Source organism: Vibrio tubiashii ATCC 19109 (assembly GCF_000772105.1).
GTDB classification, from domain to species: Bacteria; Pseudomonadota; Gammaproteobacteria; order Enterobacterales; family Vibrionaceae; genus Vibrio; species Vibrio tubiashii.
Map to the genome: position 1 here is coordinate 549,235 of NZ_CP009354.1, position 13,172 is coordinate 562,406.

Annotated in this window: 10 protein-coding genes; 8 read left to right on the forward strand and 2 right to left on the reverse strand. The window is 45.2% G+C overall.

Features of this window, described 5'->3' with window-relative positions:
- The first annotated feature begins 82 nt into the window (after nt 1-82).
- Nucleotides 83-382, forward strand: coding sequence for an ArsR/SmtB family transcription factor (locus tag IX91_RS02625; RefSeq protein ID WP_004744856.1), 300 nt, complete (start codon nt 83-85; stop codon nt 380-382).
- A 95-nt stretch (nt 383-477) separates the two neighbouring features.
- Here the strand turns inward: IX91_RS02625 and rpsT are convergent, their stop codons facing one another.
- Nucleotides 478-738 carry a 30S ribosomal protein S20 gene (rpsT, locus tag IX91_RS02630; protein WP_004744855.1) on the reverse strand — a complete coding sequence of 87 codons (261 nt, stop codon included), beginning with the start codon at nt 736-738 and terminating at the stop codon, nt 478-480.
- A 247-nt stretch (nt 739-985) separates the two neighbouring features.
- Between rpsT and murJ the strand changes: the two genes are divergently transcribed.
- The 7 genes from murJ to IX91_RS02665 all read left to right on the forward strand — a co-directional run bounded on the left by murJ (nt 986) and on the right by IX91_RS02665 (nt 11,580).
- Nucleotides 986-2,548, forward strand: a complete 1,563-nt coding sequence (gene murJ / locus IX91_RS02635) for a murein biosynthesis integral membrane protein MurJ (RefSeq protein ID WP_004744854.1) — start codon at nt 986-988, stop codon at nt 2,546-2,548.
- 91 nt (nt 2,549-2,639) lie between these two features.
- Entirely contained in the window at nt 2,640-3,584 is a 945-nt protein-coding gene (gene ribF, locus IX91_RS02640) for a bifunctional riboflavin kinase/FAD synthetase (RefSeq protein ID WP_004744853.1), read from the forward strand.
- Nucleotides 3,585-3,639: 55 nt separating this feature from the next.
- Nucleotides 3,640-6,468 (forward strand): isoleucine--tRNA ligase, encoded by a 2,829-nt coding sequence (ileS, locus tag IX91_RS02645; RefSeq protein ID WP_004744852.1) that lies wholly within the window; start codon nt 3,640-3,642, stop codon nt 6,466-6,468.
- A gap of 65 nt (nt 6,469-6,533) precedes the next feature.
- On the forward strand, nt 6,534-7,043 hold the full coding sequence (gene lspA, locus IX91_RS02650) for a signal peptidase II (protein WP_004744851.1): 510 nt from the start codon (nt 6,534-6,536) through the stop codon (nt 7,041-7,043).
- Between the two features lie 140 nt (nt 7,044-7,183).
- Nucleotides 7,184-7,615 (forward strand): FKBP-type peptidyl-prolyl cis-trans isomerase, encoded by a 432-nt coding sequence (fkpB, locus tag IX91_RS02655; protein WP_004744850.1) that lies wholly within the window; start codon nt 7,184-7,186, stop codon nt 7,613-7,615.
- Between the two features lie 26 nt (nt 7,616-7,641).
- Complete coding sequence (gene ispH, locus IX91_RS02660; protein WP_038197105.1) at nt 7,642-8,607, forward strand: 4-hydroxy-3-methylbut-2-enyl diphosphate reductase; 966 nt, start codon at nt 7,642-7,644, stop codon at nt 8,605-8,607.
- 207 nt (nt 8,608-8,814) lie between these two features.
- A complete protein-coding gene (locus IX91_RS02665) occupies nt 8,815-11,580 on the forward strand; it encodes a M16 family metallopeptidase (protein ID WP_004744848.1) in 2,766 nt (921 codons plus the stop codon).
- Nucleotides 11,581-11,680: 100 nt separating this feature from the next.
- On the opposite strand, the gene IX91_RS02670 is transcribed toward IX91_RS02665, so the two are convergent.
- The gene (locus IX91_RS02670; protein ID WP_004744847.1) at nt 11,681-13,165 is read right to left on the reverse strand and encodes a carbon starvation CstA family protein; all 1,485 of its coding nucleotides are present in this window, start codon (nt 13,163-13,165) and stop codon (nt 11,681-11,683) included.
- Between the last annotated feature and the right edge of the window lie 7 nt (nt 13,166-13,172).

The window sequence follows — 13,172 nt, forward strand, 5'->3', positions numbered from 1 at the left end:
ATCTGGTGACTGATCGACAGCGTTACTTATTGTGTAAGGCTGATGTTTGTAGAAGTATTGTTGTAGGAAGAGGTAGTGGCCGATGAATCTACAAGAGATGGAAAAGAACTCTGCTCAGGCTGTAGTACTGCTTAAGGCGATGGCCAATGAGAGGCGTCTTCAGATCTTGTGCTTATTACACAATCAAGAGCTGTCAGTAGGGGAATTGTGCAGTAAGTTGGAGTTAAGCCAATCTGCTTTATCTCAGCACCTAGCGTGGTTGCGAAGAGATGGTTTGGTCAATACTCGAAAAGAGGCACAGACAGTTTATTACACTTTGAGTAGTGAAGAAGTGAAAGCAATGATCCAATTGCTGCACGACCTTTACTGTTCAGAGAAATAGTAGATTTATCGAGGTTTGTTGTTTAGCCTCGAAATTTAGATATAAAAAAACCGGCAATTGCCGGTTTTTTCTTTCACTGGGAAATCAGAGTTCTATTAAAGAGCTTTGATTGCAGCAGCGAAACGAGACTTATGACGTGCAGCTTTATTCTTGTGAATAAGGCCTTTAGTCGCCATGCGGTCTAGGATTGGTGTAACTGCAGCAAATGCTTCAGTTGCAGCAGCTTTGTCGCCTGCTTCGATAGCAGCAACAGTTTTCTTCATGTAAGTACGCATCATTGAGCGACGGCTAGCGTTGTGCTGACGACGTTTCTCAGCCTGGATAGCGCGCTTCTTAGCAGATTTACTATTTGCCAAGGGTCTAACTCCCAAAAACTTAGTTCAGTGACAATTTAAGGGCGAGGAATATCCCTCATTTGCGCTTAAATGTCAAATAATTTGTGCAAAAACCAATCGAGCCAAACTAATTTTGGTTTGAAAGGTCTTCACGGTTAAGATGGCGGGGATTCTAACAGTATTTTTTTTTCAATGCTAATACTAATCTGCTCTGGTTATGACATTCCTGTTGTAAAGTAGAGCAAAATTTTTGATTCCCGAGGTAAATGTGAGTAAACGCCTACTCAAGTCAGGCATGATAGTTAGTGCTATGACCTTGATCTCTCGAGTTTTAGGCTTGGTTCGAGATGTTGTTGTTGCCAATCTTATGGGGGCTGGTGCCAGTGCCGATGTGTTCTTCTTTGCCAACAAAATCCCTAACTTTTTAAGGCGCCTATTTGCTGAAGGTGCATTTTCACAAGCTTTTGTTCCTGTATTGACGGAATACCATGCCGCTGGAGAGATGGATAAAACTCGCCAGCTCATCGCGAGAGCAGCGGGCACATTAGGCGTTATTGTCTCTATTGTTACCGTGCTCGGCGTTTTAGGTTCAGGTGTGGTGACTGCGTTGTTTGGTTTCGGCTGGTTTTTAGACTGGCTTAACGGAGGACCTTCGGCAGAAAAGTTTGAGCTCGCGAGCTTAATGCTCAAAATTACTTTCCCGTACTTATGGTTTATCACCTTTGTCGCTTTGTCGGGGGCGATTCTTAATACGCTAGGTAAATTTGCAGTCTCTTCTTTTACGCCGGTTTTTCTCAATGTGATGATTATTCTATCTGCGTGGTTTATTGCGCCTCAATTATCACAACCTGAAATAGGTCTAGCGATAGGTGTTTTCCTTGGCGGCTTAGTCCAGTTTTTATTTCAGATCCCGTTCCTGATTAAAGCGGGAGTTATGGTTAAGCCTAAGTGGGGCTGGCGTGATCCGGGTGTAGTTAAGATTCGCACGTTAATGATTCCAGCACTGTTTGGTGTTTCTGTTAGCCAAATTAACCTATTGTTCGATACCTTTATCGCCAGTTTCCTTCAGACCGGTTCTATCAGTTGGCTTTATTACTCGGATCGACTGTTAGAGTTTCCGCTTGGCTTATTTGGTATTGCTATCGCAACAGTCATTCTGCCTGCCTTGTCTCGAAAACATGTCGATGATCATAATGACGGTTTTGCGCAAACCATGGATTGGGGCGTACGTATGGTCACCTTACTCGGCATTCCGGCCATGCTTGGTTTGATGGTATTGGCCAAACCTATGCTAATGGTGCTGTTTATGCGTGGAGAGTTTACTCCCCAAGACGTGAACTATGCCTCGATGTCTCTGGTTGCTTACGCGTCAGGCTTACTCAACTTTATGTTGATTAAAGTACTGGCTCCAGGTTACTACTCGCGCCAAGACACCAAAACGCCAGTGAAATATGGCATTATCGCGATGGTAACCAATATGGTTTTCAACGCTATCTTCGCTTGGTTCTATGGTTATGTTGGTCTTGCCATTGCAACCGCATTGTCTGCCTTTGTAAATATGTCTCTTCTATATAGAGGCTTGCACATTGCGGGTGTCTATCACCTGACCAAAAGAACGTTACTGTTTATAGCCAAGCTTGTTATTGCTGGTGGCTTAATGGTTGGTGCGATTTTGTGGCAGTTAGAAGATATGAGTGTGTGGCTAACTTGGACATTGCTAGAGCGAGTGATGTGGTTAACGGCATTGATTGGATTAGGCGCGGGTGTTTATCTGTTGTCACTGCTTATTATGGGTGTTCGTTTAAAAGATCTAAAAGCGGCGACAGAATAAGGGTGATTAGTATATAATCCGTCAGTTTCACGCAACGTTAATTCTTTTTTTGAGAATTTGTAGTCAATAAATTAGTTTTTAGTAGTCTCCAATGGAATTGATTCGAGGTATTCACAACATCAAACCACACCATCAAGGGTGTGTATTGACGATCGGAAATTTCGATGGTGTTCACCTCGGACATCAAGAAGTTTTGCGCCAAGTGTCTGAGCAAGCTAAACAATTAAGTTTGCCTTCAATTGTAATGACATTTGACCCTCAACCATTGGAGCTGTTTGCTAAAGATAAAGCACCTGCGCGCTTAACGCGTCTTAGAGATAAGTTTGTTCAGTTGAGCAAATTGAATATCGAAAGGCTGCTTTGCGTGAACTTTAATCATCAATTCGCTAATCAAAGTGCTGACGAGTTTATTAGTGACTTGTTGGTGAAGCGTTTGGGTGTTAAGTTTCTCGTCGTAGGTGATGATTTCTGCTTTGGTCGTGGCCGAAAAGGCAATTTTGCCATGCTGCAAGAAGCAGGCAAAAAGTACGGTTTTGAAGTGGTAAGCACTCAAAGCTTCTGTTTACAACAGTTACGTGTAAGCAGTACTGCGATTAGAGAAGCCTTAGCGCAAGATAAGCTTGAGCAAGCCGCTGAAATGCTTGGGCGTGATTACAGTATTAGTGGGCGAGTTTCTCACGGGAGAAAACTCGGCAGAACGATCGGTTTTCCGACGGCGAACATTCCACTAAAACGTTGCGTATCGCCAGTCTCTGGCGTGTATACCGTGCAAGCTTTGGGCTTGGGCGAAGAACCTGTCGGCGGTGTTGCCAATATCGGTAATAGACCGACAGTTAATGGCGTACGCCAACAACTCGAAGTACATTTATTCGACTTTAAAGCCAACTTATATGGCAAACAGCTAGAAATCGTACTTTTAGATAAGATTCGCGACGAACATAAATTTGAATCGTTCGAAGCTTTGAAACAACAAATTGAATTGGATGCTGAAGCAGCAAGGGTGTGGCTGCGTCAGTATAAAGCCCAAGCGGTTTAGTTCGCTGCTTGGCATAATGTCTAACTGTCACCCAACACAACGGAATTAAGAATCGATGAGTGAGTATAAAGATACCCTGAACCTTCCTGAAACAGGGTTTCCGATGCGTGGCAATCTGGCAAATCGTGAGCCAGAAATGCTTAAGCGTTGGTATAAAGAAGACCTTTACGGTGAGATCCGTAAAGCGAAGAAAGGCAAAAAATCTTTCGTTCTACACGATGGCCCTCCATACGCGAATGGTGACATTCACATTGGTCACGCACTAAACAAGATTCTTAAAGACATTATTATTAAATCCAAAACACTTTCTGGTTTTGATGCACCGTACATTCCTGGTTGGGACTGTCACGGTCTACCAATTGAACTAATGGTAGAAAAGAAAAAAGGCAAACCAGGCCAAAAAATCTCTGCGGCTGAGTTCCGTGAAGAGTGTCGTAAGTACGCGGCAGGTCAGGTAGAAGGTCAAAAAGAGAGCTTCAAACGCCTAGGTATCATGGGGGAGTGGGACAAGCCTTACCGCACTATGGATTTTGCTACTGAAGCAAACATCATCCGTGCACTGGGTAAAATTGCTGATAACGGCCACCTACTAAAAGGTTTCAAACCAGTTCACTGGTGTACAGACTGTGGCTCTGCGCTTGCCGAAGCAGAAGTAGAGTACAAAGATAAAGTTTCTCCATCTATCGACGTACGCTTTAAAGCGGCAGATGAAGCAGCGCTTTTATCTAAGTTCTCATTGAACGAAGGTCATGAAGGCGAAGGCGATATCTCTATCGTTATCTGGACAACCACACCTTGGACACTGCCAGCAAACCGCGCAGTATGTCTACGTGATGATCTAGAGTACGTGTTGATCCAAGTAGAAGGTGAGTCGAAGGAGCGCATCATCGTTGCTTCTGAGCTAGCGAAAGACGTGATGGATCGTGCGGGTATCGAGCACTTCCATAATCTTGGCTTTGCAAAAGGTAGCGACCTTGAGCTATCTCAGTTCAATCACCCATTCTACGACTTCACGGTTCCTGCGATCCTTGGCGATCACGTAACCACGGATTCTGGTACTGGTGTGGTTCACACAGCACCTGGCCACGGTCAAGAAGACTTTGCAGTCGGTAACAAATACAACCTAGAAGTGGCTAACCCAGTAGGTTCAAACGGTGTTTACCTGCCGGATACTGAGCTATTTGCTGGCCAACACGTATTCAAAGCTAATGATGCAGTTGTTGAAACGCTAAAAGAGAAAGGCGCGCTGCTACATCACCACGCTTACGAGCACAGCTACCCGCACTGTTGGAGACACAAAACGCCAATCATCTTCCGAGCAACACCACAATGGTTCGTATCTATGGACCAAGCGGGCCTACGTGCAAAAGCACTAGAGTCAATCAAAGGTGTTGAGTGGATGCCAGAGTGGGGTCAAAGCCGCATCGAAGGTATGATTGAAGGTCGCCCAGAGTGGTGTATCTCTCGTCAACGTACTTGGGGTGTGCCAATCGCTCTATTCGTTCACAAAGAAACGGCAGAGCTTCATCCAAACACTTTAGAGCTGATTGAGAAAGTGGCTCAGCTAGTTGAAGAGAAAGGCATTCAAGCTTGGTGGGATCTAGAAATCTCTGACCTACTAGGTGAAGACGCGGATAAGTACGAGAAAGTACTCGATACGCTAGATGTATGGTTCGACTCAGGTGTGACTCACTACTCAGTAGTTGATGCTCGTGAAGAGTACAACGGCGCGTCAGCAGACTTATATCTAGAAGGCTCTGACCAACACCGCGGTTGGTTCCAATCTTCACTCATTTCATCTATCGCGATGAAAGATGAAGCGCCATACAAGCAAGTGCTTACTCACGGTTTCGTGGTTGACGGTCAAGGCCGTAAGATGTCGAAATCTATCGGTAACGTAGTTGCGCCAAAAGATGTAACTAATAAGCTAGGTGCAGATATCCTGCGTCTATGGGTTGCTTCAACTGACTACACAGGTGAAGTTGCGGTTTCTGATGAAATCCTAAAACGCTCTGCAGATGCGTACCGTCGTATCCGTAACACAGCGCGTTTCTTCCTTGCTAACCTAAGCGGCTTTAACCCAGCAACGGATCTCGTTCCTGCTGAAGAAATGGTTGCTTTAGACCGTTGGGCTGTAGGTCGTGCACTAGCGGCACAAGAAGAGATCGTTAAAGCTTACGGTGAGTACAACACTCACGCAGTAACACAGCGTTTAATGCAGTTCTGTTCTATCGAAATGGGCTCATTTTACCTAGACGTGATTAAAGACCGTCAGTACACAGCGAAACTAGGCGGTCACGCTCAACGTAGCTGTCAGACAGCGCTTTACTACATCGTAGAAGCGCTTGTTCGTTGGATGGCGCCAATCATGTCGTTCACTGCAGACGAGATCTGGAACGAGATGCCAGGCGAGCGCGATAAGTTTGTCTTCACAGGCGAGTGGTATGAAGGTCTGTTCGGTCTAGCTGAAGGCGAAGAGCTGAACAACGAATTCTGGGCTGAAATCCAAGCGGTTCGTGGTGGTGTGAACAAACTGCTAGAAGACGCTCGTAAAGAGAAGACAATTGGTGGTTCTCTGCAAGCTGAAGTGACGCTTTACGCTGATGATGCACTAGCGGCGAAACTAAGCAAGCTAGAAGATGAGCTACGTTTTGCACTACTGACTTCAGCAGCGGTTGTTAAGCCTCTAAGCGAGAAATCAGAAGCGGCGCAAGCAACAGATGTCGAAGGTCTGTTTGTTGAAGTGAAAGCAACTGAAAACGAGAAGTGTGACCGCTGCTGGCACCACACTCCAGATGTTGGCACAATCGCAGGTCACGAGAAAATCTGTGGTCGTTGTGTGTCTAACGTTGATGGTGAAGGCGAAGTGCGCAAATTCGCTTAAGATTAGCGGAACTTTATTAAAATAATCTAGCCCCAGTATCTACTGGGGTTATTTTTAGGAACTTTATGAGCGAACAAACATTTACTCTAAAGCAATCAGGCGTACGTTGGCTGTGGCTAGCCTTGGTTATCTTCCTTGCGGATATTGGCATCAAGCTATTCGTAATGGATAACATGGGTTATGGCTGGGCGAATCGAATTGAGGTACTGCCTTTCTTTAATCTATTGTATGTCCATAACTATGGTGCTGCGTTTAGCTTTTTGAGCGACCAAGCGGGTTGGCAACGTTGGCTATTTACCGGTATCGCGTTTGTGGTAACAGGTATGCTGACTTACTGGATGAGCAAACTTCCGGCACAAGAGAAATGGAACAACATTGCTTACGCCATGATCATTGGTGGGGCTGTGGGCAACGTGTTTGACCGTGTCGTCCACGGCTTTGTGGTCGACTACCTAGACTTCTTCTGGGGTAATTATCACTGGCCAGCATTCAACTTAGCCGATACCACTATCTGTATTGGAGCAGCAATGATTATTCTTGATGGCTTTCGCAAGAAAGAAGATGCCAAAGCCTAATTCGTGATAAATTGAATAACCCTAGGCGCTGTCGGTTGATTCCGGTAGCGCTTTTTAGTATACCCGTCATATTTGAAGCCGCAGCTTCAACTATTTAGGGTATACACCTATAAAAATAACGACCTCAAGGAAGCAGTAACGTGACTACCATTGCCCAAGATTCTGCAGTAACTCTGCACTTTACCATTAAGATGAATGACGGCTCTGTTGCCGACAGTACCCACAATATGGGAAAACCAGCCAAGCTAGTGATTGGTGATGGCAGCTTGAGTGATAACTTTGAACAGTGTCTTCTCGGGCTAAGTAGTGGCGAGAAAAAGGCCATTGAGCTTAAAGCGCAAGACGCGTTTGGTATGCCTAACCCAGACAATATCCACCACATGGACAGAACTAAGTTTGTCGGTGATGCAGAAGTTGAAGTTGGAACGATTATGGCGTTCTCAGGCCCTGATGGGATGGAAATTCCTGGAATCATTAAAGAAATTGCTGGGGACTCAGTGACCGTTGACTTTAACCACCCTCTAGCAGGACAAGATGTGACTTTTGAAGTTGAAATTTTGTCAGTAGAATAGCGAGCCAAAGCGAAAATATAATCATCATGAGCAATGAAATGAAAATTAAGTTAGCTAACCCACGTGGCTTTTGTGCCGGTGTTGATCGCGCGATCAGCATTGTTGAGCGAGCACTCGAAATGTACCAACCGCCAATCTACGTACGCCATGAAGTGGTACACAACCGATTTGTGGTGGAAGGGCTAAAACAACGTGGTGCTATCTTTGTTGAAGAGTTACATGAAGTACCTGATGACAACATCGTAATCTTCTCGGCTCATGGTGTTTCTCAAGCGGTACGCAAAGAAGCCAAAGAGCGCGACTTAACCGTATTTGACGCCACTTGCCCATTGGTGACTAAAGTTCATATGGAAGTGGCGCGCGCAAGCCGTAAGCATATGGAAGTTGTACTTATAGGACACGCAGGCCACCCTGAAGTCGAAGGAACCATGGGGCAATATGCGAGTGAGCAAGGTGGTATGTACCTAGTTGAAACTCCGGCAGACGTAGTTAGCTTAAAAGAGCAAGTGAAAGATCCAAGTCACTTACACTACGTTAGCCAAACAACACTGTCTGTGGATGAAACTGCGGATGTGATTGAAGAGCTGCGACGCGTCTTCCCTGATATTCAAGGGCCTCGTAAAGATGATATCTGCTATGCTACACAAAACCGCCAAGATGCCGTGCGTGAAATGGCGACCGATGTGGATGTCGTGATTGTGGTTGGCTCTAAAAACTCATCTAACTCGACTCGCTTAAAAGAGCTTGCAGAGAAGCTAGGTACGCCGGGTTACCTGACCGATTGCCCTGAAGACATCGAGCCTAAGTGGTTTGAAGGTAAAGTGAGAGTCGGCGTAACCGCTGGAGCTTCTGCGCCAGAAGAACTGGTTAATAAGATCTTAGATCGTATTAAAGATCTGGTAGGCACTCGCTCTGTCGAAGAGATCCAAGGCCGTGAAGAAAACATGTTCTTTGAAGTGCCTAAAGAGCTACAAATTAAACAAGTCGACTAACTGAGTTGAATCTTAATCCAGCCCCTAACTTACTCTTAAGTTAGGGGCTTTTTTGTACCTGTTTTTAAATATCTAGTTTGTTAATAATCATATAAGTTTCAAGATTATATGTTGTGAGTCGTATTTTCTTGCCATTGCTTGTTGTGTATTACATTTGAGTCACGCGGAACGATATAGTGCGATTAGTAATTGGACTAGGAGTCGTTCATGCAAGTTATTAAAAAGTGGCTTACTTTTTCTATCGTTTTACTTGTCGTCGGTTGCAATAGTGATCTCGACAAATCCATTCCAGAAGACGCGAACTGGATCCAGTATCAACTCGATAATGGGTTGCGCTACCATCTCTACCCAACAGAGGATAAAGAGGTTTCAATTCGCCTCATGATTCACGCAGGCTCGATCCAAGAGGCTGACGATCAGCAAGGCTATGCTCATTTTGTTGAGCATATGGCGTTTAATGGCAGCCGTAATTTTACAGGTAACGAAGTAATTAAGCTGTTCGAGAAAACAGGCGGCAGCTTTGGTGCCGATATTAACGCCTTCACTGGATACCAACTGACAACGTATAAAATGGATCTCTCCGATCAAGAACATCTCACACTCGCTTTGACTTGGATGAGAGATGTCGCAGACGGTATTAAGTTTGAACCTGAGCAGGTGGAGCGCGAGAAGGGCGTTATTCTTGGTGAGTTCCGCGCTACTCGACCAGAGAATGAGCCTTTGTTTACCAAAGCGTATCTAGAAGCAATAAAAGGTACGTTGGTAGAGGGGAAGGATCCTCTAGGGACTCAAGAGTCAGTGAAGCAGGCGTCTGTAGAAGGACTGAAAAACTACTACCAAACATGGTACCAACCGCAAAATGCCGAGTTGATCATCTCCGGCAACATCAACAGTGAAGAGCTTTCAAAGCTTATCGCACAGCAATTTTCAACTTGGAAAAGCAATGGTAAGCCAGCGGTTAAAAAGCAACGTGATTACAGCATTAACGAAGAGTCATACACCTTATTAGTGGGGGAGATGGAGTCACCAAGCTTACATTTCCTAGTTGAGCGAGGGTCTATCGCCATCACCACTTTTAAGCAGCAGTATCAATACTGGCTAGATGATGTTACTCAGCAGTTAATCTCTCAACGACTTCACGCCGCGTTTAACAATGCCGCTCAAGCGGTGCAATATTCGGGAAGCTACACTCAATGGATTGAATACAACCGATATTCAGCAGCGAGCATTGCTTTTTCGGCTGATAACAGAGAGGCGAGTCAGCAACTATTTTTAGAGACTTTACGCTCATTAAGAGACTATGGGGTTAGCCAAAGTGAGCTAGAGAGTATTATGACTGGCTATCGTAATAGTTTGTCTAACTTCGATAGTGAATGGGATAAGCGTAAGCCATTGCAAATCGTGGATGACAAGGTGTTCGCAATTGAACAAGCTATGCCAGTACAAAGTCGAGAGACAAATCGCAAAGCCCTGAGTGAGTTTGTTACGCATGTTGATTTGAAGCGAGTCAATGAGAACATAGATGATCTGCTTTCGTCCGATCTCTCCTGGCTTCAAGGTTATAGTGCAGACGAATCTTTGAGTGCGTTAGAGCAGCAGTTCAATAAACTCCCTGAGCAGTATGCTCAAGCCGGCTTTAAACCGTTAGCGTTGCAGCAAGTGACCTCAGAGCTGAAACAACCCGCGACACAGGGCGAGCTAGTGTCGCAAGTGGATAGAGAACGTGACTTCACCGTATGGCAATTGAGTAATGGTGTCGAAGTGTGGTACCAGCGTGATCCGAAAGCAGGTAAAAGAGCACATATTGTCTATGCGAGCCAAGGTGGTAAAGCAGCCCTTACTCCTGATTTGTACGCAGCAAGTGATTTACTGCCACAGTCTGCCGCCCGAAGTGGGCTAGGAGAGTTTAGCGGCGCGCAATTTGACAGCTACTTGCGTAAGAAAGATATCGCAGTGTTTCCATTTATTGGTCTGACGTTTCATGGGGTAGAGATAAACGCTACGGCGAAAGAGCTACCCTTAGCTCTGAATACTATCTTTAACATTACAACTGAGGTGAAGGTTGAGTCGCGTCAACTCGAAGCCGTGAAGCAAGAGTTTTATGAGAACAATAGCGCTTATTACAACTCCCCTGAAGGGAAATGGTACAAAGCGATCAATGCTGGCACTTATCAACCAGATAGTCGTCACCGTTTCGTATTGAACCCAGATATCGCTGGAGTCACTACCGAGCAACTGCTGGAAGTTCATCAGCGCTTGTTCCGCTACAACCGGGATAATAAGTTGGTCATTATTGCCGATCTTGAGCCAGGGCAAATTGCTCCTATGCTGCGTAAGTACATAGCTTCAATTTCGCTGCGAAAAGATAAGCCTTCCCCGCTGAACTTTGACAATGGCTACAACACAGAGCTAGCACCTCTTATTGAAGTTAATGAAGGCAATGAGAAAGGCACTATGCTGTTGACTCGTCTGATTAACACGCAACAAAGAGCGAAAACAGCCAAGGATGTTTTTGCTGAGGACGCACTAAAACGCATCGCAAGTGCACGTCTTCTTGAAGAAGTCAGGGAAAAACGTGGCTTAGATTACTCTCCAGAGATTTACCCTGTGACTCAAGATGGAGAGCAAGTCTCTGATTGGTTTGTAACGGCAAAAGTCGCAAGCGAAGATGTCAAAGAGGTACAGCAAGCTTTAGATACCATGTTTGATGGATTAGCTAAGTCTATCACCGAAGAAGAGGTGTCTACTGCGACTAAGCAACTTGCCGTTGCTGTTGAGCCGATTAATGATGATCCAATTCAGCGCGCTTGGTTTTATAGCCGTTACCTAATCCATGGTTATGGCATTGATGCACTGCTTGATATTGAAGCTACGACGAATAGTATTACTTTGAGTGACATTCAGCAGCGAGCAGATTGGACATTTGGTGCCAACAGTCAAAAAATGACAGCGACCTTATCAGCAAAAAACTAAACAGTGTGCCAAGGTAAAATTTGGCCTCTCTTTTGGTATTTCTTACTATACAACAAAGGCTCCCGAAGGAGCCTTTTTCGCAAGCAAAGATATTGTTGGTTTACGCAGTTTCAGTGACTGCTTTTGGTTTCTCTTCGTCTGCTAGCTCTGTTTCACCTTTACCTTTCGACGTTTTAATCACGTAACCAGCAACGGCTAGAGCAAACAAGATACCTGAGATGGTTGAAACTTGGATTGGCAGACCAAAGCCTAGTGTGCTGTTGTTCAAAATGAAGGTCGCACACACAGTTGTCATGAAGATAGCAGGAACAGTTGTAATCCAGTGCATCTTATTGTGACGAAGTAGGTAAGCTGAAGCGGTCCATAGCATCATGACTGCGGTTGATTGGTTAGCAAAACCGAAGTAGCGCCAGATAACACCGAAGTCTACTTGAGTTAGGATGCCACCAATAATGAATAGTGGAACGGCCATCATTAAGCGGTTACGCAGTGCTTTTTGGTCAACGTTGAAGTATTCAGCTAGGATCAGACGACTAGAGCGGAAAGCCGTATCACCAGAGGTAATCGGCAGAATCACTACACCTAGGAAAGCAATGACACCACCAAACACACCAAGTAGGCCAAATGACGCGCTGTAAACAACATTGCCTGGGCCACCATTGCTTACTGCCTCAGACAGTGCATCTAAGTTACCAAAGAAAGACAGCGCGATAGCACACCAGATTAGCGCGATAACACCTTCACCAATCATTGCACCATAGAATACAAAGCGGCCATTCTTCTCATTTTCCATACAGCGAGCCATCAATGGCGATTGCGTAGCGTGGAAGCCAGAGATTGCACCACAGGCGATAGTAATAAATAGCGCTGGCCATAGCGGCATATCGTTAGGGTTTAGGTTAGTGAACATGTCGCTCACTTGGAAATCACCCATCACGGTATGTTCGCTTGAAAAGGCAACCGCAGTCATCAAGCCAACAGACATGAAGATCAGTAGCGCGCCGAACAGTGGGTAGAAGCGGCCAATAATTTTATCAACAGGAACAATTGTTGCGATGATGTAGTAAGCGAAAATCGCGATGACCATAGTCGTCATGCTAACTGATAGGCTAGTTTGATCATTGATTAGGTTAGTGATCATACCTGCAGGCGCTGATACGAATACAACACCAACCAATAGCAATAGAACAATGGCAAAGATATTCATAAAGTGTTTTGCGCCATTGCCTAAGTAGCGGCCGGTAATGGTAGGAACAGAGGCTCCGCCGTTACGAACAGACAGCATACCAGAGAAGTAATCGTGTACTGCGCCAGCGAAAATACAGCCGATAACAATCCATAGCATAGCCGCAGGGCCGTATAGGGCACCCATGATTGGGCCGAAGATTGGACCAACACCAGCAATGTTAAGTAGCTGAACGAGGTAAACTTTCTTGGTAGACATTGGCACGTAGTCAACACCATCAGCTTTGGTATGCGCAGGAGTTTGACGTTTTTCGTTAATGCCAAAGACTTTTTCTACAAAAGCCCCATAAATAAAGTATCCGCCGATTAGGGCTGCAACACAGGTTAGAAACCACAACATAGCACTT

Excerpts from the sequence above, each read along its gene's own strand:
- IX91_RS02625 (WP_004744856.1), top strand. The coding sequence starts at position 83 with ATGAATCTACAAGAGATGGAAAAGAACTCTGCTCAGGCTGTAGTACTG.
- ribF (WP_004744853.1), top strand. The coding sequence starts at position 2,640 with ATGGAATTGATTCGAGGTATTCACAACATCAAACCACACCATCAAGGG.
- ileS (WP_004744852.1), top strand. The coding sequence starts at position 3,640 with ATGAGTGAGTATAAAGATACCCTGAACCTTCCTGAAACAGGGTTTCCG.
- lspA (WP_004744851.1), top strand. The coding sequence starts at position 6,534 with ATGAGCGAACAAACATTTACTCTAAAGCAATCAGGCGTACGTTGGCTG.
- ispH (WP_038197105.1), top strand. The coding sequence starts at position 7,642 with ATGAGCAATGAAATGAAAATTAAGTTAGCTAACCCACGTGGCTTTTGT.
- IX91_RS02665 (WP_004744848.1), top strand. The coding sequence starts at position 8,815 with ATGCAAGTTATTAAAAAGTGGCTTACTTTTTCTATCGTTTTACTTGTC.
- IX91_RS02670 (WP_004744847.1), bottom strand. The coding sequence starts at position 13,165 with ATGTTGTGGTTTCTAACCTGTGTTGCAGCCCTAATCGGCGGATACTTT.